Consider the following 21,782-nt stretch of genomic DNA (forward strand, 5'->3'; position numbering starts at 1 on the left):
GACGGCCTCCGCGACGGCAGCCGCTTCGTGGCAACGGCGCCCACCCCGGGCGAGCCGAACGCCTGCCCCTGAGCCCGCCGCGGCGCGCGGAGCGCGGCCTGCCGGGCCGCGCCGCCGCCTCACGCTCCAGCCCGCCCTCAGCGCTCCAGGTAGATCTCGAAATCCTCGATGCGCACGGCGAGCTCGTAGCGATCGTCGATGAGATCCGCCAGCGCCGGGAACCCGTCCAGCGTGTCGCGCGAGTCGAGCGCGTCGCCTGTCACCGAGGGGAAGACGTCGTGGCGCTCGACAACGATCGCGGTCGGAGGGCTCGCGGCGAGGTCGCGCATCAGCGCGTCGCGCGCCTCCTGCCGGGCCCACGCCGCGCGCTGCGGGACGTTGTAGAGGTATCGCGTCGCCGACGGGCGATCGGCGAGGTCGTAGACCACCGGCTCGAAGCCCCACACGAACACGGGCCGCCCCGGCGCGACGCGCTCGCGGAGCCACGCCGCGACCGCGCGGTTCGCCGCGGCGTTGACGTCGGCGACCGAGGCGAGGCGATCGAGGCGGCCCTGGTCCCGCGCGCCCGCGGCGAGCAGCGCGATCCGCTCGGCGCAGCGAGCGAGGTAGTCGTCGGCCACGTCCTTTGTCGCAGAGCGGGCGAAGGCGGTCGCGAGGAGCACCGCGACGAGCGCGGCGGCCGCCCGCGCGCCGAGCCGAACGCAGCGCAGCCATGCCTTCCAGAGGCCGAGCGCCGCGAGCATCGCGGTGAGCGGCCAGGTCGCGCCGTAGTGGTAGGGGAAGAACTTCGCCTGCATCACCACGCCGACGAGGTGCATGGCGATCACGCCCGAGAGCAGCGCCACGCCCGCCCGCTCGTGGCGATCCGGGCGCAGCGCGAGCAGGCAGACCAGCCCGAGCGCGATCGGGCCTGAATACCGGATGAACCACTCGCCGACGCCGTGCCACGCCAGGTCGAGCACGCTCGCGTCGCGCCACCCGAGCGCGGTGTAGTGCGGCGTGAAGACGAAGAGGACCTCCCACAGATCGCCGAGCGCCCCCTTCGCGGCGAACCACGCGACGCAGGCGAGCACGGGGAGCACGCCGCCCAGCGCGATGAGCAGGGCAGGCCGGAGCGCCGCCAAGAGGAGCGCGGTCGCTGTCGCGCGCGCCGGCGCGCCCTCGATCGCGGGCCGGGCAGCCTCGAGCTCGTCCCGTCCGGCGCCGCGCGCCGGGCCGCGCCGCGCGAGCGCCGAGCCGCGCCGCGCGAGCTCCACGAGGGCGGGCGCGGCCAGCGCGGCGGCGAGCACGACGCCGCCGCCGGCGAGGGGCGGCTTGAGGAGCCCGGCGGCGCCGAAGAGCACGCCCGACGCGATCAGCGCGGCGGCGCCCGGCGCGGGACGGGGCGCGTCGGCGCGGCCACGCGGCGTGGCCACGAGCAGGGCGACGACGGTGAGCACGCCGCCGAACGACTCGGGCTGCGCCGTGTGCCAGAAATCGAGCTGGGCGTGCACGAGCACGGCGAGCGCGGCGGCGACGACCCCGATCCGGCGATCGCCGAAGGCGCGGCCGGCGAGCGACGTCATCGCGAGGCACATGCCGGCGAGGGCGAGGACCTCGAGGACGCGGATGCCCCACTGCGCCGGGCCGAAGAGCGCGCGCGCGAGCGCGTAGATCAAGAAGATGCCGGGGGGCTTGAAGTCGAACGCGTCGCGGTACGGCATGCCACCGTCGAGCACCGCGCGCGCGACCATCGCGTAGATGCCCTGATCGCGGCCGTAGCCGTAGGTCAGGATCTGCAGCAGCAGGAACGCGATGGCGCCGAGCGAGATCGCATGGATCGCCTGCGAGCCCGGGACGCGCGCCGGCCTGTCGGCGAGGCCCTCGCGCGCGCTCTCGGTCGAGGTGGCCCGAGGACGAGGGACCGCGGTTACATCCGGCGCGGCGTCACGCACCGGGCCCTTGTACCGGCTGGGGCACGCCAGCGTCTACGTGCGTCGACGCATGATTCCAGCCTTCCTGCGCCGGGCGTCTCGGCGGGGACGGCTCGCCGTCGCCGAGACGGCCCCGGCGGCTGAGCGCGGCGCGGGCACCGGCAGGATGAATAGACCCGAAAAGGATGCGCAGCGGGCGAACACTGTGTCGTTGCTCTCGAAGGACGGGCGGCGTATACGACCGTGCCGCCGTTGCCCGAGAAACGGGCGCTCACGGCCGGGTGCGTTGGAGGAGCGAGAAGCGATGGTCGATGTTCGCATGCCACAGCTCGGCGAGAGCGTGCTCGAGGGGACCGTCTCGAGGTGGCTCGTGCGTGAGGGCGATTTCGTCAAGCGCGAGCAGCCGCTGCTCGAGGTTGCGACCGACAAGGCAGACACGGAGATCCCGGCGCCGACCGCCGGCCGTGTCGCGCGGATCGCGGTGGCCGAAGGAACCGTCGTCGCCAAGGAAGGTCTGCTCTGCCAGATCGACGAGGCGGCGGTGGAGCCGCAGGCCACAGCGGAGCACCGCCCGCCGAGCGCGGCCGCAGCCGGCTCGCCTGCGCCGGTGCACCACCCGCTGAACGTGGCCGCGGCCGGCGCCCCGGCGCAGGGCAGCAACGGACATGATGAGAGCGCCCGCCCGCTGTCGAGCCCCTCGACGAAGAAGCTGGCGCTCGAGTCGGGCGTCGACCTGCGCGGCGTGCAGGGGACAGGCGACCACGGCCGGATCACCCGCGATGACGTGATCCGCGCGGCGCACGGCGCGACCGCCGAGCCGGCGCCGAAGGCGAGCGCGCTGCCCCAGCCGGCAGGCGCGGCGAGCCCGGCGGCGGAGCTGTCGCAGCTCATCCAGGCGAGCGGCGGGTTCGTGCCGCCGGTGCCCGGCGTCGGGTTCGGCGCGTACAAGGTGCCGCCCTACTCGCCCAAGCCGGGCGACAAGGTGGTGCCCTTCAGCCGGCGCCGCCGCATCACCGCCGACCACATGGTCTATTCCAAGGTGACGTCGCCGCACGTGGTGACGGTCGCCGAGGTCGACCTGTACGAGACGTCGAAGCTGCGCGACGCGCACAAGGACGAGTTCAAGAAGGCGGGTGCGTCGCTGACGTTCCTGTCCTTCATCTGCGCCGCGGCCGTCCGCGCGCTGCGCGAGCACCCGGAGCTCAACGCTCGAGTGCTCGAGAACTCGTACGTGGTGCTGCGCGACGTCAACCTCGGCGTGGCGGTGGACACGCCCGGCGGCCTCATCGTCCCGAGCATCAAGCACGCGGACGAGCTGGCGCTGCGCGGCATCGCGAGGAGCATCGACGAGCTGGCCGGGCGGGCGAAGTCGGGCAAGATCACGGCCGACGATCTCGCGAACACGACCTTCACGGTCTCGAACCCCGGCCTCAAGGGCAACCTGTTCGGCGGCGCGATCATCTCACAGCCGAACGTCGGCATCCTCCGGATGGGGGAGATCAAGAAGCGCGTCGTGGTGGTCACGAAGGACAAGGAGGACTCGATCGCGATCCATCCGGTCATGTTCCTCGCGCTGTCCTACGACCATCGCATCATCGACGGGGTGTTGGCGAACTCGTTCCTCTGGCGCGTCACCGACATCCTTTCACGCGGGGAGTTCGAGGTATGAGCGTGAAGAACGACGTGCAGGGCCTGCGGCCGCTCGACGAGGTCGATCCGGAGATCGCCGAGCTGATCCGCAAAGAAGAGCGGCGGGAAGCGGACACGCTCCGGCTGATCGCCAGCGAGAACTACGTGTCTCGGGCCGTGCTCGAGGCGACGGGCTCGGTGCTGACGAACAAGTACTCCGAGGGCTACCCGCACAAGCGGTATTACGAGGGCCAGCAGCAGGTCGACGTGGTCGAGGAGCTCGCGCGCACGCGGGTGGCCAAGCTGTTCGGGGCCGACCACGTGAACGTGCAGCCCTACTCCGGGAGCCCGGCCAACCTGGCCGTCTACCTCGCCTTCGCGCAGGCGAACGACACGATCATGGGCCTCGGCCTGCCCGCGGGCGGGCACCTGACCCACGGCTGGTCGGTGAGCATCACCGGGAAGTACTTCAAGAGCGTCCCGTACGGGGTGCGCGAGAGCGATCACCGCATCGACCTGGACCAGGTCCGCGACCTTGCGCGCGCCCACCGGCCGAAGCTCATCTGGTGCGGGACGACGGCGTACCCGCGCACGCTCGACTTCGCCGCGTTCCGGGCGATCGCCGACGAGGTCGGGGCGATCCTGGCGGCGGACATCGCGCACATCGCGGGGCTCGTGGCCGGCGGGGTGCACCCGTCGCCGGTGGGCATCGCCGACGTGGTGACGTCGACGACGCACAAGACGTTCCGGGGCCCGCGCGGCGCGATGATCCTGTGCAAGAAGGAGCACGCGAGCGCGATCGACAAGGCGGTGTTCCCGGGCCTCCAGGGCGGGCCGCACAACCACACGACGGCGGCCATCGCGGTCGCCGCGAAGGAGGCCGCGGAGGACGGGTTCCGGGGCTACGCGAAGCAGATCGTGGAGAACGCTCAGGCGCTCGGGCGCGCGCTGGAGTCGCGCGGCTTCCGGCTCATCACCGGAGGGACCGACAACCACCTCCTGCTGATCGACATGACCCCGAAGGGGATCGCCGGGAAGCCCTATGCGCAGGCGCTCGATCGCGCGGGCATCGTGGCGAACTACAACTCGATCCCGTTCGATCCGCGCAAGCCGTTCGACCCGTCGGGGCTCCGCATCGGTACGCCGGCGGTGACGTCGCGCGGCATGGGCGTCGCCGAGATGGAGCGCCTGGCGGCCTGGATGGATGACGTGGCGCAGAACATCAACGATGAGGCGCGCATCGCGCGCATCGGCGCCGAGGTCGCGGAGCTCTGCCGCGGCTTCCCGGCGCCGGGGATCCGCGTGTAACACCTCGACGATCGACGAGGCGAGCCCCCGAGGACGCCCGGAGAGAGATCTCCCGGCGTCCTCGGTGCTTTTGCGGCGTCACTTCACGTAGAGCTGCGCAGCCGCCACGCCCGAGCCGGCCGTGGCCTTGACGATGTACTTGGCGTTGATGCCCACGGGCAGCGACCAGCGGTAGCAGTTGCCCCGGCCGCCGAGCGCGGCGTTCGCGCCGGTCAAGTTGTCCTGCGCCAGCACCGACGAGCCCATCGGGATCGGGGTCAACGCGACGAGGCTGATGTCGAGCTCGGTGATCCCCGCGCCGACGCCGAGGATCGTGTAGCACTTGCCAGGCATCAGCTGGATCTGCTGCTCGAGCGTCTGCCCGGCGGTGAACTGGCCCGCGATCGGCCCTCCCTCCTTCGTCATGCCCGGCGCCTCGGTCGCGGCGAGGTTGTTCAGCGGGAGGGTCGCGGCGGTAGCGAAGTTCGGGTCGACCGGCGACGCGCTGCCGGTGCTGCTCCCGCCGCTCGGGGCGGGCTGCTGACCGCCGGTCGGCTGGCCGTCGGTCGGCTGGCCAGGGAGCGGGAACGGCCACGGGAAGCCGCCGGGCTGCGCCGAGGGCGCCGGGGCCGGCTGCGTGGGGGCTGGCTGCGTCGGGGCCGGCTGCGTCGGGGCCGGCTGCTGGTACCCGGGCGGCGGCTGCTGGTATCCGGGCTGCTGATAGCCGGGCTGCTGGTATCCGGGCTGCTGATAGCCGGGCTGCTGGTACCCCGGCTGCTGGTATCCCGGCTGCTGGTAGTAGCCAGGCGGGGGCTGGTTCGCATAGCTCGGCGGCGTGGAAGCCTCTCGCTGTTGACAACCAGCAGCGAGGGCGGCGGTGAAGACCATGGCTGGCAGAACGCCAATCGTACGGAGCAAAAGAACCTCCTCGAATTCCGGCAGAACGCCGCGTTCAATCTCACTGACGGGCTCGCGACGCAACGGTTCGCTCGCGGGGAGCTGCCCGGAGCGAACCCCCGAGGCCCGCTCAACCGGGCTCCAGGCCGTCCGCCGGATGTCGCTTTGGACGTGTCACGCCCTCGCTTTCATCGCGCCCGTCCGGCGGATTGATGCTGCTTCTGCCACGATTTCCAGCGTCACTGCCGCCACGCTCGGCTGGCCGAGAGCAAAACGTGAGGTAGACTACAGAATGACCGACCAAGGCTCCCGCGCGAAGCTCGATCGTCCCGGAGAGTTTGCGCAGTGGTTCCTGGAACGAGAGATGCTGGCGAGCGCGGGCATGGGGATCGCAGCCGACAGGGCGCGGCTGCACCTCGGGCGCGCGGTCACCTTCCTGGAGCAGGGAATGCTGCGCGAGTCGCTGGCGGAGGCGAACTCGGCCGCGTACCTCGACGACGCGATCCGGCCCGAGGCGCTCCTCGTGGCGCGCATGTGCATCCTGCGCGAGCTCGTGGGCGGGTCCGGCTGATCGGCGCGAGAGGCGACCGCCTGCGCTGGCCCGCCTGCGCGAAGACGCCTCGCACATAGCCCCCGGCCCCTGTCGGGTGTATGAGCGCCCGCGAGCGCAGCTGTCCGAACGAGGAGCCGCGGCGAGCGGCAGGGCTGTGCGCGAGGAGGCCGCAGATGACGGTGACGGGTAGGTCGTTGGGTTCAGCAGTGCTCCTGGCTCTCTCGGCGGCAGCGCTGGGTTGCGGCGGCGGCAGCAAGGAGTCGGAGTTCGCGGACGATCCCCCGGACGCGGGGGCGCTGCCGCCCCCGCAGCCGACAGCGTCCGCCCCGCCCCCGGACGCCGTCCCGCCGACGGTCGGGGTGCCCACGGCGTCGCCCTGCGATGGAGTCCAGTCGCTCGCGATGACCACCATGTTCCAGGGCCGCGCCACCGGCGAGGCGCCGAAGATGCAGCCGGAAGGGGCGCCGGTGTGCAACGTGGTGCCCGAGGGGCAGACGGCCTCGGGGCAGACCTTCATGCTCCAACCGGGCAATTGCTACACGTTCCTGGCGCAGGCGCTCCCCACCGTCACCGAGGTCGATCTCCAGCTGGAGCTCGACCTCAACGCCGGAGGACAGCCGGGGCTCGCCGCGTTCAACCTGAAACCGGTGCTCGCCGTCGACTCGGACACCGGCCCGACAGCCGCCATCGGAGCCAAGCAGAGCTGCTACCAATGGCCGTTCCCCATCCCGGCGACGGTGAAGCTGGTTGTCAAGGCACGCACCGGATCGGGTCCAGTGGCAGCGCAGGCCTACAGCCGCAAGAAATGACGCACGAAGCGACGTGACGGCGCGGGCGGCGGCTCCGCCGCTGCCCGGCCCCCCGGCGCGGGATCAGGCCGGCGGCGCCGGGCCCCGCCCCGGACACGCCCGCGGCGCCCCGAGGCCGGCGCGAGGCCATGGAGCAAGAACGGCCACGTCGCCGTGGCCGCCCTGCGCTCCGCTGGAGATCCGTATGCCTACAGGAGCGCGTCCTTGATGGCCTTGATCGGCCGAGCGCGGACCGACTTGCTCGCCGGCTTCGCGGCGAAGGTCATCGGCTGCTTGGTAAACGGGTTGATCCCCTGGCGCGCCTTCGTCGCAGGGCGCTTGACCACCCGGAACTTCGCAAAGCCGGGGAGCGTGAACACGCCCGACTTCTTCAGCTCGCGATGACCGATCGAGATGAGGGACTCGAGAACGTTCTTCACCTGCTTGCGGCTCAGCTCATCACCGGCAGCTTCGGTGATGGCCTGGATCAGGCCGCTCTTGCTCAACGTCTTCTTCGCGCCGCCCCCGGCCGTCTTCTTAGTTGCCATGGCACTCTCCTGGGACATGAGCCCGCGCGCGACACCTCGTCGCGCACAGCCTTAGTGAACCTTACACACGACTCAGGACAAAAAAAGACAAAAATGCGGGGAGAAAACGCGATTTCTGAGAGCGGGCATCGCGCGGACCCCTGAAAGGCCGCGCCGGAGCGGCGCCCCAGAGGGGGGAACGAGCCGCTGGGAGGGCCGGCGGCGCGGCGTCGCCGTGGACCGGAGAGGCGCCGTCGAGATGCCAGAAAGCCGCAAAATGCCGCTGGAAACGGGCGGCACCGCGCCGCCGGCGCGCCGCCTCGGGCGGCCCCGAGGGCGGCCACCGCGACCTGGGCATACCTGCGGAGACGGGCGGGAGGGGGGTTTAGCTGGCGCGCAGCTCGTCGAGGAGCGCCCGGGCCGCCTCGAGCGATCCGTCCTCGGAGACGGACTTGTCGAGCATCAGGCGCGCTTTGCGGCGGTCGCCGGCCGCGAACGCCATCGCCCCGAGGTGGTAATAGGCGAGCGCGCGCGCGGCGAGCGTGGTGCCGCCCTCGCCGGGCTCGGGGGCAATCTTCATCAGGGTGACCGCGCGGTAGGCGCGCGCGGCGAGGTCCTGCTCCCCCAGCCCGAGCGCGCTCTCGCCGAGCGCCATGGCGAGCTCGCCGTTCTGAGGGTCGTTCTCGAGCGCCCTCGAGAGCGCAGTGAGCGACTCGCTCAAATTCCCCTCGGCGTCCTCGATCCGCGCGAGGCGGTGGTAGACGGCGCCGAGGAGCCGCGAGCGGCGCCCCTTGCCGGCGACGATGAGCTCGGAGGTGATCGCGCGCGCCTCCTTGGGGCTGCCCGCGGCCGTCAGGGCGTCCACGAGCAGGAGGGCAACCTCGTGATCCTCCGGGCGGAGAGAGCGCGCCTCGCGGAGCACCGGGGCCGCCTGCGCCCCGTCGCCGACGTCGAGGAGCAAGCGGCCAGCCTTGACGAGGAGGGTGAAGCGGCCGGCCACGTCGGACGCGGCCGCGGCGTCCTCCAGCGTGATGGCGGCGAGCTCGCGGCTCGCGCCGATCTCGGCGTAGAGCGCGCGCAGGCGATCGCGGATCTCGGCGTTGCCCGGCGCGGCGCGGCGCGCGCGCTCGAGGCCGCCGCGGGCGTCGCTCAGGTGGCCGGCGCGCGCGCAGGCGCCCGCCAGGCGGAGCGCGGTGGCGACGAGGGCGTCGCCCTCCTCGAGCGCGATGAGCCGGCGGTAGACGGCGCTCGCGGCGTCCCACCGCTCGGCGGACTCCTCGAGGCCGGCGAGCGCCTTGAGCGCCGCGCGATCCTTGGAGTCGACGTGGAGCAGATCGCCGAGGTGGCCGCGCGCGCGCTCGAGATCGCTCGAGCGCGCGAGGATCTCGGCGAGGCGCAGCCGGAGCGCGCGCGGCGCGGCGGCCGCCGACCCCTCCGACGCGGGCTCGGCGGGCGCGGCCTCGGCCTCGGCGGGCCGCGCCGCCGCGCGCGCGAGCGCCCGCTCGAGCTCGGCGACGAGCGCGAGCGCGTACTCGGCGCCGCCGAGCGCGTAGGCGCGCTCGAGATCGGCGAGCGCGCGGTCGCCCTGCCCGAGCGCCCCGTGGACCTCGGCCCGCGCGCGGTAGAGCCACGGGTCGTCCGGGCTCGCCTCGAGCGTCGCCGTGAGCGCGCGGGCCGCGCGGGCGTGCTCGGAGGCCGCGCCGCACGCGTCGATGAGCGCGAGCAGGACGCCGCGATCCCCGGGGGCGACGCGCAGGGCGCGCTCGAGGAGCTCGGCCGCGGCCGCGGCGTCGCCCGCGCGGTCGCGGAGGATCTCGGCGGCGCGGCAGAGGGCCCCGACGCGCGCCTCGTCGGTGCCGGCGACGTGCACCGTGAGCACGTGGAGCTCGGCGAGCGCGTGCCACGCCTCGCGGGCCGCGTAGCGCGACGCGAGCTCCTCGCGGAGCCGGTCGCTCGTGGGGCAGACGGCGTAGCCGGCCTTGAGGGCGGCCTCGGCGGCGGCGTCGTCCCCGCGCGCGCCGTGCAGCTCGGAGAGCTCCAGCGCGAGCTGGGCCGCCTCGCCGCCCTGCTCGATGCGCAGGAGCTTCTCGAGCGAGTCGACGAGATCGTCGGCGTTGTCGCGCTTCCGGCCGAGGCGCACGAGGGCGCGCAGGACGTCGCGGTTCGCGGCGTCCCAGTCCACCGCCCCGAGGTAGACGTCGCGCGCGCCGCGATCGTCGCCGCGCTGCTCGAGGAGGGCGCCGAGGCGCATCGAGATCGACGCGATCGAGGCGACGTCGGCGCGGTCCTTCGCGGCGTCGAGCTGCAGGGCGAAGAGCTCGCCGAGCTCCTCGGTGCGGCCGGCCTCCTCGAGCATCGTGGCGAGGAGGATGGCGGCCTCCACCTGGGTCGGGTCCTCGTCGAGGATGTCGCGGAGCAGGAGCGCCGCCTCGGCCGGCGACTCCGGCGCGAGGAGGCGCGCGCGCTCGAGGCGCAGCGCGCAGCGCTCGGAGAGGTCGTCGACGAGGGGGACCGTGTCCTCGAGCAGCGCGGAGAGGCGCGCGGCGTCGCCGCTCCGGCGGTACACGCCGGCGAGGGGCATCCAGATCTCGCGCTCGGCGGGCTCGCGGGCGCGGAGCTCCTCGTAGAGGCGCGCGGCGCGGGAGAGGTCGTCGAGGGGGCTCGCGGCGAGCTCCGCGGCGTGCAGGAGCAGCGCGCGCTCGTCCTCGGGCTCCGAGGCGCGCGCGGCGCGCTCGCACAGCCACGCGGCGGCCGCGAGATCGCCGGCCTCCTCGCGGAGCTCGGCCAGCGCGACGAGCGCCCACGCGGCGCCGGGCGGGTCGGACGCGGGCGGCGCGCCCGGGCCGACGATGCGCTGCAAGATCGACTCGGCCTGCTCGCGGTCGCCGAACGCCCGGGCGGTGCGGACCGCCTCTTCGAGGACGAAGGGGCCCTCGATCTCCGCGAGGAGGAGCAGCGCGTCCACGAGCGCGCGCGGGCGCCCGCTCTGCCGGGCGAGGCCCTCGAAGAGGCGGATCGCGCGCGGGTTCCTCGGATCGGTGCGCAGCGCGTCCCGCAGGATCGCCTCGGCGCGGTCCGGATCGGCGTGGAGATCGAGCGCCTCCTCGAGGAGCGAGATCGCCGGATCGACCTCCGCCGGGTCCGACGCGAGCAGCGTGGCCAGGCGGTACCGCGGCTCGGCGCGATCCGGGCGGTTCGCGGGGGCGGCCGGCGGGCCCTCGGCGCGCGCGGCGTCGGCGTGGGCGATGCGCTTGCGGAGGACGTCGGCCTGCGCCGGGCGGTCGCCGAGGCGCGCGTAGAGGGCCTCCAGGGAGCGCCACAGCGACTCGACGTCGACGCCCGCCTCGCGGCCGGCAGAGGGCCCGCCGGCCGCGATCTTCGCCTCGGCGCGGCGGTAGACGGCCGCGGCGCGCTCCTGGCTGTCCGGCGCGAGCTCGAGGGCGCGGCCGAAGCGGAGCAGGAGCGCGTTCTCGTACGGCTCGCCGGCCGCCCGCGCGACGAGCCGCTCGACGAGGTCGAGGTACCGGCGCGTCTGATCGAGGCGGCCGGCGAGCTCGAGGGCGGCGTCGTGGGCGGGGCCCGCGCCCGGCGTGAGATCGAGGGCGCGCAGGCGGGCCGCGAGCGCGGGCTCCAGGCGATCGAGCGGCCCCTCGTAGAGCGACGCGAGCTCACCGAGCGCCGCGGCGGCGTCCCCGGCGGGCTCGAGGGCCGGGCCGGCGAGCCGCGCCTCGAGCGCGCGGGCGAGCAGGTCGTGGCGCCCGCGGGCGCGCAGCGCGGCGAGGAGCTTCTCGTGCTCGGCGTCGCTCTCGCGCGCCGCCTCGAAGGCGGACTCGACGTACTCCACCTCGCGATCAGGCGCCCCCTGCCGCCGCGCGATCTCGCCGAGCGCGAGGAGGACCTCGGCCCGGCTGAACGAGGTCGCGGCCGGGAGGGCCATGCTGGAGCGCATCGGCGGCATCGTGCTCCGCCGCGCGCCGACGAGCCCCTCGCCCTCGTCGCGGGGCCGGCGCACGACGAGCAGCAGCGCGCGGTAGGCGCGGTGCGCGCGCTCGAGCTGGCCGTCCTCGAGGGCGAGGCCGGCGAGGCCGTGGAGCGCATCGGGGTGCGCGGGATCGACGCGCAGCGCGAGGTCGAACTCCGCCATCGCGCGGGCGCGGTCGCCCGTGGCGAGGGCGACGCGGGCGAGCTCGTAATGGACGAACGCGCGCTCCTTGGGGCGGCGATTGCCGAAATCGGCGATGATCGCGCGCAGGGCGGCGGTCGCGTCGTCGGTCCTGCCCGCGGCGGAGAGGGCGCGGCTCCGCGCGAGGCGCAGCGAGAGGTCGTCGGGGGCGAGGACGATGGCCTCGTCGAACAGCGGGATCGCGGCGGCGGGCGAGCCGCCGCGCGTGAGGTAGAGGTCCGCGGCCTCGCGGAGGAGCGAGAGCCGGGCCGGCGCCTCGTCGGCGCGCGCGGCGTCGCCCGCGATGAGCTCGGCCAGCGCGCTCCACGCGCCCGACGCGCGGTAGAGGTACGCGAGCCGCTCGCGGAGCGGCGCGGGCTGCGCGGCGTGGGGCACCGCCCGCTCGAGGGCGGCGCGGGCGCGGTCGGGCTCGCCGGCGGCGAGGCACGCGTCCGCGAGACGGAGCGCGGCCTGGTGGAGCTCCTCGGGCGGCGCGCCCGCGCAGAGCCGCTCGAGCGCCTCGGCGGCCGCCGCGTGCTCGCCGCGGCGCGCGAGCAGCCGGGCGAGGGCGTCGAGCGCCTCGACGGAGCCGATCTCCGCGGCGCGGCCGTAGCTCGCGATCGCGCGCTCCGGCTCGTTGAGCTCGTGCTCGGCGAGGGACGCCGCCTGGAGCCAGAGCTCGGCGGCCACCGGGCCGGCGCCGACCGCCTCGCACGCGGCCGCCTGCTCCTCACGGAGCAGCATGAGCTCGCGGTGCAGCCCGCCCGCCTCGAGGAGCGAGGCGAGCTTGTCGATCGACGCCGCGTGCCCCGGGCTCTCCGCGAGGTTCCGGCGGAGCAGCGCGATCGCCTCGGCGGCGCGCACGGTGTCCGAGAGGAGCTCCGCGGCGTCGTACCGGAGCGCGACGCGGCGATCGAGATCGACCGAGACCTCGATCTGCCGCTCGCGCAGGCGCACGAGCTCCTCGCGCCGCGAGGCCGTCCGGAGGAGCGCCGCGAGGCTCTCGCCGACCGGCTCGTCCGCCGGGTCGTCCTCGAAGAGCCCGCTGTAGAGGGCGATCGCCGCCTCGGGCTCCGCCGCCTCGGCCGCGACGCGCAGGAGCCGGCGCTGCTCGCTCGACGCGAACGGGAGCGCGGCGCCGCGCCTGCAGAGCGCGACGATCTGCGGCCTGTCGCCCGCGTCCGCGAGCATGCCGAGGAGCGCGTCGATCGCCCACAGCGCGGCGCGCGAGGGGGGCCACGCGCCGGGGACCGGAGGCTGCCCCTCCTCGTCGCCGAGGCGCCGCACGGCGATCTCGAGGAGCTCCGCGGCGATCTCGCGGGCCCGGGCCGCGTCGCCCGCGTCGCGCGCGGTCTCGACGGCCTCGCGGTAGAGAGCGAGGTCGTGCCCGGTCGCCGCCGCGAGCCGGAGCAGGGTCGGGACGAGCGAGGGCCCGCGCCTGTGCCGGAGGAGCTCCGCGAGGTCGAGCAGGATGGCGCCGTTCGTGGGGTCGTGGAGGAGCGCTCGCTCGAACGCGCGCTCGGCCGCGTCCGCGTCGGCGCGCGCGTCGCGGTGCCAGCGGCCGACGCGGAAGGTGAGGTCGCGGAGCGCCCCGGCGGGCACGTCGCCGCGCCGCTCGAGCTCGGGGAGCGCGTCGGCGATCGTGTGCCAGCGGCCCGCGAGATCGGTGAGCCGCAGGAGGCCCTCGGGCGGCTCGCCGGGCGAGAGGAGGAACGCGCGGAAGGCGAGCTCGAAGGCGCCCTCGCGGTCGCCGCCGCGCTCCTCGAGGAGCGCCGCGGAGGCCTTCAGGATGGCGACCCGCTCGGCGTCCGCCTCGGCCGCGGCGAGCCGCGGCTCGAGCAGCGCGACCTCTGCGCGCCAGTCGTCCGCGGCGGCGCAGATCTCGAGCAGCGCGCCCACGGCGGCGACCAGCGCGCCGCGGTGCTCGGCCGACGCCGGATCGACGCGGCGGAGCAGCTCTTCCAGGCCCGCGCGCGCCGTGGACGACCCGTGCGCGGTCCCCTCCCCGCCCTCGCCGCGCTCCCCGCCCTCGCCGCGCGCGGCCCGCTCGGCCTCGTGCGCGCGGCGGTAGCCCTCGACGGCGCGCTCCCACGCGAGCGTGCGATCGCGGTGCGCATCGCCGAGCCGCCGGAAGAGCTCCGCGCTGCGCGCCGCGCCGGCCCCGCCGGGGAGCGCGCCCGCCGCGGACGCCTCGACCTCGAGCAGCGCGACGAGGTCGTCCCAGCGCTCGGCGCGCGTGTAGAGCGCGGCCAGCGCGTCCCCGCTCTCGGGATCGGGCGCGAGCTCCTCGCGGATGCGGCGCCAGGTGGCGATGGCCTGCTCCGCGTCGCCGAGCTCGCGCTCGAAGAGCCGCGCGACGCGCCCGAGATCGCGCCGGCCGCCCGCGCCGCCGCGCACCGCCGCGCGGCGCTCCAGCACGGCCGTGAGCTCCCGGTAGCGCCCGCCCTCCTCGAGGAGGATCGCGAGCCCGTCGAGCGCCTCGAGGTCCTGGCGGTCGTCGGTGAGGCGCGCCGAGTACGCCGCGATCGCCCGCGCCTCGTCGTGGAGCCGCGACGAGGCGAGCCGCGCGAGCTCGCCCAGGGCCTCGCGCCGCGCCGCCGGGTCCGTCTCGATCGCGGCGAGCGTGTCGAGCACGTCGCACCGCTCGGCGATGCGGTCGCCCTCGGCGAAGAGCCGATCGAGCGCGCGGGCGGCGTCCCGCGCGGCCGCGGCGTCGCCGTGGCGCTCGGCCAGCGAGAAGAGCCGGCGGAAGAGCGCGATCGCGCCGTCCGCGTCGCGGAGCCGGTCGCGGCGGAGGAGCGCGGCGTCACGGACGAGCGCGAGCGCCTGCTGCGGGTCGCCGGCGCGCGGCTCGGCCGCGGCGAGGACCTCGGCCAGGCGGTCGTGCCGGCCGAGGCGCTCGGCGAGCTCGGCGAGCTCGGCGCGATCGCCGGCGTCCGACGGCCTGAGCTCGACGAGCTCGGCGAGCCGCGCGAACGCGCCCGGCTCGTCGCCGAGGGCGTCGCGGCGGAGCCGCACGATCTCGCGCAGCAGCGCCGGGCGGTCGTCGACGTCGGCGCCATCGAGCTGGATCTCCAGCACGCGCACGAGGTCCTCCGGCCGCCCCTCCTCGCGGTGGTGCTTCGCGAGCAGGACGGCCGACCGCTGCCGCGCCGCGCGCGCGGCGAGCGCGCCCGCTTCGCCGGCGGGCGCCTGCTCGGCCGGGATCGCCCCGAGGATCCGCTCGAGCAGCGCGAAGGCGGCGCGGGGCGCGTCGTTCGCGCGGGACGCGCGCGACGAGAGCCACGCGTCGAGGAGCTGCTCGACCACGGGGAGCGCCGACGCCGCGTCGCCGACCCCCTCGATCCAGAGGAGCGCGATGCGCTCGCGGAGCCGCTCCGCGCCCTCGCCGGAGAGCCTCGGCAGCTCGGCCGTCAGGAGATCGATGAGCGGCCGGTGCCTGCCGTGCCGCTCGTAGAGCCGCTCGAGCGCGGCGCGGGTGCGCGCGTCGTCCTGGAGCGGCAGCAGCTGCTCGAGGTAGCGCATCGTGCGCTCGCCATCGCCGGCGAGATCGCGCGCGACCGCCGCGGCGTCCTCCAGGAGGAAGATGCGCTCGTCGGGCACCGTGGTGCGCTCGAGCATCACGTCGTAGAGCGCGAAGAGGTCCTCCCAGCGCTCGGCCGCGTTGTAGGCGAGCTTGAGCCGCTCGAAGCCCCAGAGCGAGCCCGGCACGAGCTCGACGAGCCGGCGGAGCAGCGCGAGGGCGGCCTCCGGCGCGTCGAACCACTCCTCGTGGTGCTCGACGGCCCGCCGGCCGATCTCCTCGATGACGTCGGGCGGGAGCGCCGCGCCCGCGTCGTCGAGCGCCGCGGCGTGAGCGGCCGCGACGCGCTCGGGCTGCTTCGCCCGGCGGCCGAGCTCCTCGAGCCGATCCCAGAGGGCGAGCTCGCCCGGCAGCTCCGAGACCGCGCGCAGGGCGACCTCGAGGCCCCGCGCGGCGTCGCCCTCGTGGTGCTCGAGCAGGCGCTCGAACCAGCCGCGGCGGACGGCGGCGCGCTGCGCGGACGCGAGGCTGCCCGCGTCGAGCGCGCCGCGCGGGGAGCCCGGCGCGGCCTCGCCCGGCGGGAGCGGCGCTGGCGAGCTCGCGAGGAGCGTCTCGAGCAACGCGACGCGCACCTCGGGATCGTCGAGCGCGTCGCACGCCCGCTCGAGCAGCAGCGCGGCGCGCGCCTGCGTCTCGGGGCGCCCCAGCGCGTGCTCCGCGATCTCGAGCACCGCGGGGTCGATCGTCCCGGCCTCGATCGCGGGCGCGACCGCGTCGAGCGCCTCCGCCGGCCGATCCAGCTGATCGAGCAGGAGCGTCGCGAGCTCGACGTCGAGCGCCACGCGCGCGCTGCCCTCGCTGCGATCGCGGCGCATCGCGAGCACCTCCGCCGCGCCCTCGTGGTCGCCGAGATCGGCGAGGAGGCGCCCCCGCGCCGCGAGCGCGTCGTCGTTCTCGGGATCCGCCTCGACCAGCCGGGCGTAGAGCGCCGCGGCCGCCGCGCGGTCGCCGTGCTCCTCCTCCCACGCGGCCCACGCGGAGAGCGCCCTGAGGCGCTCGCCCTCGGGCGCGCGCTCCACGAGGAGCGTGAAGAGCCAGCGACGGTCCACGCGGCGCGCGAGCGTGTCCGGGCTCTGCGCGAGGAACGCGCGGAACGCCTCCAGCGCGGCGGGGTCGAGCGATCTCTGCGCGGCGTCGCCGCCGCCGGGCGGCGAGAGCAGGCGCCGGTAGACGGACGCGGCGTCGTCCTGCCGGTCGGGATCGGCGGCGAGCACCCGCGCGAGGGCGGCGTCGATCGCGCGGACCCGCGCCGCCGCCGTCTTGCCGGCGGGCGCGCCCCCCTCCCCCTCGGCCCTCATGCGATCGCGGAGATCGAGCGCGGCGTCGACGAAGCGCGACGTCGCGCGCGCCCGGATCGCCGCGTCCTCGAGGGCCGCGAGCGCGGAGAGCGCGTCCTCGTCGGTCGTCGCTGTGTCGAGCAGGACCTCGCAGACGGCGGCGAGCCGAGCCCAGGCCCCCTGCCCGCGGTAGAGCGCCGCGAGGCGGCCGGCGGCGTCGCGGTGCCGCGGCGAGACGGAGAGCACGCGCTCGTAGAGCTTCTGCGCCCGCTCCGGATCCGCGAGCGGCCCCTCGGCGAGCGCGGCGGCGCGCAGCCAGGCCGCCACCGCGGCGTCGAGGTCGCCCGGGGCCGGGGTGGCGCGCGCAGCAGCGGCGCCCGCAGCGCCCTGGGCGTCTGCATCGCCGGCTTCCGCGCCGCCCGCAGCACCCGCGCCGCCCGCAGCGCCCGCGGCGCCCACAGCGCCGATGCCGAACGCCGAGAACTCGCCGAACCGCTCCAGCCAGAGCGCCTCGTCCTGCGGATCGGCCGAGGCGGCGACCCGCCGCTCGAGCACCTCGCGGAGCAGCGCGGCGTCGCCGGTGGACAGCGCGAGCGCCTCCATCGCGGAGAGCGCCGCGCCTTCGAGCGCCGCGCCGCCCGACAGGATCGCGCGGTAGTGCGCGACCGCGCTCGGGACCTTCCCGCCCTTCGCCGCCGCCTCGGCCATGCGCAGCTCGCGCGCGACGCGCTCGTCGGGCGGGGCGCCCGGGAGCCGCTCAGCCAGGGCGTCGTAGAGCGCGTCCCACGCGCCGCCCGCCGCGTACGTCTCCAGCAGCGCCTCGTACGCCGCGTCGTCGCCCGGGTCGTCCTCGATGGCCGCGCGGTACGTCGCGGCCGCCCCGGAGAGATCGCCGACGTCGCGGCGCTGGATCGTGCCGATCGCGTGCAGGAGCTCGCGCCGCCGCGCGGGCGGGCACGGCTGTGCGAGCGCCTCGCGGTAGAGCGCGAGCCGCTCCTCGGGGCTGCCCTGCTCGCGCAAGAGCGCGTCGACCCGCGCGATGAGCTCGCGCGACGACGGCTCGAAGGCGAGCGCCCGCCGGTAGAGGGCGAGCGCCTGCGCCACGTCGCCGCGCGCGAGCAGCGCCTCGCCCGCTCGCCGCGCGAGGTGCGACAGCGCCGCGCTGTCCACCGCGCGATCCCCGAGCGCCCCGGCGAGCGTCGGCGCGCGCCGCGCGGACTCGCTGCCGTGCTCGGTCATCCGCTCGACCTCGGCGACCCACCGGGCGAGCTGCTCGGGCGCGGCCGCGGTCGCGAGCGAGAGCCCGCGCGCCGCCAGATCGAGCGCCCTCTTCGGATCCCTGAGCTCGCGCTCGGCGACGGAGGCCGCCTCCTCGAGCGCCGCGAGCCTGCCCGAGACGTCAGCCGGCGCCGGCGCGGCCGCGCCCGGGGCCCACGCGACGGGCGCGATCTCCGCCCTGGTCTCGAGCACGCGCACGAGGAGCTGCGCCGCGCCTTCCGCGCGCGCGATCGGCTCCAGCAGCGCGCAGGCCGCGAGCCGCTGATCGTCGGACAGCAGGAGGTAGGCGCTCTGCCGCGACGGGGAGGCGTCCACGCCGCCGGCGCCGCTGCCCGGGGGCGGGCCCAGCATCTTCTCGACCGCAACCCGGCTCGGCCGATCGGTCGGATCGAGCGCGAGCGCCTCGCGGTACGCGGCGATCGCGCCGGCCGGATCGTCGAGCCGCGCCATGCGGATCGCGCCGATCCGGCCCAGGACCGAGGCGCGCTCCTGCCCGGTCGCGAGCTCGGCCTCGGCCTCGAGGAGCGCCTCGAGCTCGGCCCAGCGCCGCTCCTGCTCGAGCAGCGGGATGAGCCGCGCGTGCGCCTCGCGCGACGCCCCGAACGACGCGAGGTAGCGGCGCCAGGCGGCGACGGCGGCCGGCAGGTCGGCGAGCCGGGTGCGCAGGTCGGCCGCGCGGAACGCCAGCTCCCGCGCCGCGCGGCGGTCCGGCTCCGTCTCGGCGCGCCGCTCGAGGACCCACGCGAGGCCCTCGTGCGCGGCCGCGGCCTCGTACAGCCGCTCGAGCGCGGCGAGGGCGCGCGGCTCGCGCGAGGAGCCCGCCTCCGCGAGCTTGCGGTAGGCGGCGATCGCGCCCGCGGCGTCGTTGAGCTCCTCCTCGTGGAGGCGCGCGAGCTGCTCCGCCGCGGCCTCGCGCGCCTCGGCCTCCGTCTCGGCCTCGGCGAGCCGCGCGAGCGCGCCGGCGAGCCCGCGCGCGTCGCGCTCGCGCTCGCAGAGCTTCGCCAGCCCGCGGGCCGCCCGCAGCACGGCCGCGGCGTCGGGCTCGCCGTCGAGCGCCTGCTGGAACGACGCGCGCGCCTTCCGGCCCTCCCCGAGGCCGTCGTACAGCTCGCCGAGCTCGGCGGCGATGTGCGCCCGGAGCGGCTTGTCCTTGGCGCCGGACGCGGCGCGCATGAGCACGCGCGCCGCGTCGACCCGGCGGTCGAGCACCGACGCGAGCGCGAGGAAGCGCTCGCGCACGGCCTCGTCGGACGGGTCGACCGCGAGGATCTGCTCGGACAGCGAGAACGCCGCCGCGAGATCGCCGAGCCTCTGGAACTGCAGCTCGACGAGCCGCTTCTGCACCTCGACGCGGCGCGGCCCGCGGAGGTTCTCGATCTGGAGGGCCATCATGCGCGCCGCGTCCTGCGACCTCCCGCGCCGCGCGTGCGCGGACTCGAGCGCCGCGGCCGCGCGCACGACGACGGTCTTGCGCCCGAGCAGGGCCTCTGCGACGCGGAAGGCGGCCTGGTGGCCCGGGTTCTGCGCGAGCACCTCCTCGATGTGCGGCAGCGTCCGCTCGATCTCCTTGAGCGGGCCGCTGTAGAGGTCGATGAGCCGCGCGCGGATCTCGAGCGCGTCGGGCGGCGGCGTCTCCGCGGCGAGCGCCGGCTCGAGTATCCTCGCGATCTCCTGGAGCCGCCCGGCGCGCGCGTAGCGCGCCTCGAGCGCCCAGCGCGCCGACGAGTCGCCGGGGTCGGTCCTGAGGATCTGCTGGAGCAGCTTGACCGCGCGCTCCTCTTCTTTCGGGCTGGCCTCGACGAGCTCGTAGGCGCGGCGGAGCAGCGCGAGCTGCTCGGCGCGGTCTGCGCGGTAGCCCGCGGCGAGGGCGTAGAGGTCTGCGAGCTTGGGCGGCTCGTTCGCCTCCTTGAGGATGCGCTCGAGGCGGACGAAGGCCTCGTGGTGTGAGGGCAGGACGGAGAGAGCGCGCTCGAGGTAGGGGCGAGCGCCGCCGGGGTCGCCGAAGAAGTCGGCGAGGAACTCGGCGGCGTGGACGAGGACCTCGGCCTGGGCGGCCTGCGGGAGCATCCCGAACCGCCGCTCGCTGGCGAAGCGCTCGTACGCGAACGCGAGCTCGGAGAACCGGTCGTGGTGCGCGGCGGACTCGTGGAGCTTCGCCCACAGCTCGGGGTGCGGGCTTCCCTTCGCCGCGGCGGCCACGAGCACGTCGATCGCGGCTGCTTCGTTGTCGATCCCCTGCTCGAGCGCAGCTTCGAGGTTGTCGATACGAAACGAGACGCGCGCGGTCTTCGTGTCCTGCTGCATGTTGGATCCGGACCTCGGCTGGCGATGGGGCAAGGCGCCGGCGTGCCGGCGCTGCCGTCGAACCTGCGCCCGCAGTGCGCTGCGGAGCGTCGCCCAAGGTAACAGGAGCGTTTCCCAAATGGGCTCGGCGATCGGGGGCCGGGCGCGGGCGGGGCGGGCTCAACCGCCGGAGGCGGCGTTGCGCGGCGCGCGGGAGCGCGGCGACGCATGGCCGGGGCAGAGGTACAGAGATGCGGTGAGGCGTGGTGGGGCGACCGCGCCTGCCCCGCGCGCGGGCGCCTGGCCGCGTCTCGAGGCGGCCCGGGACGCGCGACCAGCGGGCGCGCCTTCGGGGTGATGCGCTGTCTGCGCCTCGGCGCTCGGGTAGGCGCACCGCCGCCGTCTTGCCACCTCGAGCGCCGGGACGGCCCGAGCGACGGCGGCCCGACGTCGATCGCGCCCGCCGCGCAGCATGGCTCATCCCATGGGGTTCGCCTGTCCGACTCCTCGCTTCGAAGCCTCCGAGCCGGCTTCGACGACACCGGTCTCCGTATTCTCCCCCTGACCGCTGCGGATCGCCGGGCGGCGGATTGTGATAGTGCTCGTCCTTCCCGGGGGGGGAGAAAGACAGCACCATGTCGGAGTCGAAGCTCGCCGCGCCGCAGATGGTCATCGATAGCCGCATGCTCTATTCGAGCTGGGTTCCAGCCGATCCGGACGCCGCCGCGGCGCTCTTGCCGAACGGACTCACGCCCGCCGCGAACAGGGCCATTTACATGAACCAGTACGTTGTCGACAAGCCGGAGCAGACCTCCGGCTTCGGAGCGTATTCGCTCACCTACCTGGGGCTGGATCTCGCGGGTCACACGACGCCGGACGGCGCGGGCCCGGCCCGCTTCTTCACGCACTACTTCAACTCTTCCGACGCCGTGCGCCGGTACGTGAGCGAGCGCGGCGTGCCGGCGTCGCCCGGGTCGACGACGCTCGAGCTGCACGGCAGGGAGCTCGTGGCGACCACCTCGGTGGACGGTGTGCCCATCATCCGGACGCGGGCGCACGTCGGCAACAAGATCGGCGTGGTCGCGCGCGGCCACCTCACCTACGTGACGAAGATCGGGGATCGGCTCGTCGCCGGCAACTACCCCTATATCGCGGACATGGCCGACCCCTACGAGCTCCTGTCCGTCGAGTTCCTCGCGAAGGATCATCCGGTGTACGCCCTGCGCCCCGGGAGCCCGATCCAGGTGGTGAAGAGCGCCTCGTGGTACTCGCCCCGCGACTCCTTCGTGTATCCGGGCGGCGAGCGCGAGCTCGCCTGACGGCGGGCGCCCGGGCCCTCCGTCGCTCCGGCGCGGCGCTCGGCCTCACCGGCTACAGCGCCCGGAGTTGAAGCCGTCAAGACGCCAGGGACGCCGACAGAGCCCAGAAATTCTCTTCTTTGCGCCCTTGGCGCCTTGGCGGCTCAATCTCTTCTCCTCTGGGGCCGTCCCCGGTGTTCTGTCCCCCTCCAGGAGGCGAGCAGCCCTGTGCCCATCCTGCCCGCCCGGCCAGCGCGCGCGGGCTCACAGGCCGGCAAGGTGGATCTCATGGGATCTCGCCAGAGCG

9 protein-coding genes are annotated in these 21,782 nt (G+C 75.4%); 5 read left to right on the forward strand and 4 right to left on the reverse strand.

Features of this window, described 5'->3' with window-relative positions; all coding sequences use genetic code 11:
• Nucleotides 1–137: 137 nt before the first annotated feature.
• On the reverse strand, nt 138–1,934 hold the full coding sequence (locus tag WMF28_RS33210) for a glycosyltransferase family 39 protein (RefSeq protein ID WP_437597472.1): 1,797 nt from the start codon (nt 1,932–1,934) through the stop codon (nt 138–140).
• Between the two features lie 283 nt (nt 1,935–2,217).
• Here WMF28_RS33210 and WMF28_RS33215 point away from each other — a divergent pair, with 283 nt between their 5' ends.
• Together WMF28_RS33215 and glyA are read left to right on the forward strand one after the other, a co-directional pair.
• Nucleotides 2,218–3,582, forward strand: a complete 1,365-nt coding sequence (locus WMF28_RS33215) for a dihydrolipoamide acetyltransferase family protein (RefSeq protein WP_437597473.1) — start codon at nt 2,218–2,220, stop codon at nt 3,580–3,582.
• Nucleotides 3,579–4,850 (forward strand): serine hydroxymethyltransferase, encoded by a 1,272-nt coding sequence (glyA, locus tag WMF28_RS33220; RefSeq protein ID WP_437597474.1) that lies wholly within the window; start codon nt 3,579–3,581, stop codon nt 4,848–4,850. The genes WMF28_RS33215 and glyA overlap by 4 nt, the downstream gene beginning before the upstream one ends.
• Before the next feature lie 78 nt (nt 4,851–4,928).
• Here glyA and WMF28_RS33225 read toward each other — a convergent pair whose 3' ends face one another.
• The gene (locus WMF28_RS33225; RefSeq protein ID WP_437597475.1) at nt 4,929–5,747 is read right to left on the reverse strand and encodes a hypothetical protein; all 819 of its coding nucleotides are present in this window, start codon (nt 5,745–5,747) and stop codon (nt 4,929–4,931) included.
• Nucleotides 5,748–6,018: 271 nt separating this feature from the next.
• Here WMF28_RS33225 and WMF28_RS33230 point away from each other — a divergent pair, with 271 nt between their 5' ends.
• Entirely contained in the window at nt 6,019–6,297 is a 279-nt protein-coding gene (locus WMF28_RS33230) for a hypothetical protein (RefSeq protein WP_437575114.1), read from the forward strand.
• A gap of 188 nt (nt 6,298–6,485) precedes the next feature.
• Nucleotides 6,486–7,088, forward strand: coding sequence for a hypothetical protein (locus WMF28_RS33235; RefSeq protein ID WP_437597476.1), 603 nt, complete (start codon nt 6,486–6,488; stop codon nt 7,086–7,088).
• A 188-nt stretch (nt 7,089–7,276) separates the two neighbouring features.
• Here the strand turns inward: WMF28_RS33235 and WMF28_RS33240 are convergent, their stop codons facing one another.
• Nucleotides 7,277–7,615, reverse strand: coding sequence for an HU family DNA-binding protein (locus tag WMF28_RS33240; RefSeq protein WP_129578885.1), 339 nt, complete (start codon nt 7,613–7,615; stop codon nt 7,277–7,279).
• A gap of 364 nt (nt 7,616–7,979) precedes the next feature.
• Nucleotides 7,980–20,198 (reverse strand): tetratricopeptide repeat protein, encoded by a 12,219-nt coding sequence (locus WMF28_RS33245; protein WP_437597477.1) that lies wholly within the window; start codon nt 20,196–20,198, stop codon nt 7,980–7,982.
• 614 nt (nt 20,199–20,812) lie between these two features.
• On the opposite strand from WMF28_RS33245, the gene WMF28_RS33250 reads away from it, so the two are divergent.
• Nucleotides 20,813–21,496: a hypothetical protein gene (locus WMF28_RS33250; protein ID WP_437597478.1), complete on the forward strand. Its 684-nt coding sequence runs from the start codon at nt 20,813–20,815 to the stop codon at nt 21,494–21,496.
• Nucleotides 21,497–21,782 lie beyond the last annotated feature (286 nt).

The organism is Sorangium sp. So ce590 (genome assembly GCF_051521365.1).
Classification (GTDB): domain Bacteria; phylum Myxococcota_A; class Polyangia; order Polyangiales; family Polyangiaceae; genus Sorangium.

What these genes read in the sequence shown, in the direction of transcription:
- WMF28_RS33250 (WP_437597478.1), top strand. Translation starts at nt 20,813, where the DNA reads ATGTCGGAGTCGAAGCTCGCCGCGCCGCAGATGGTCATCGATAGCCGC.
- WMF28_RS33230 (WP_437575114.1), top strand. Translation starts at nt 6,019, where the DNA reads ATGACCGACCAAGGCTCCCGCGCGAAGCTCGATCGTCCCGGAGAGTTT.
- WMF28_RS33245 (WP_437597477.1), bottom strand. Translation starts at nt 20,198, where the DNA reads ATGCAGCAGGACACGAAGACCGCGCGCGTCTCGTTTCGTATCGACAAC.
- glyA (WP_437597474.1), top strand. Translation starts at nt 3,579, where the DNA reads ATGAGCGTGAAGAACGACGTGCAGGGCCTGCGGCCGCTCGACGAGGTC.
- WMF28_RS33240 (WP_129578885.1), bottom strand. Translation starts at nt 7,615, where the DNA reads ATGGCAACTAAGAAGACGGCCGGGGGCGGCGCGAAGAAGACGTTGAGC.
- WMF28_RS33215 (WP_437597473.1), top strand. Translation starts at nt 2,218, where the DNA reads ATGGTCGATGTTCGCATGCCACAGCTCGGCGAGAGCGTGCTCGAGGGG.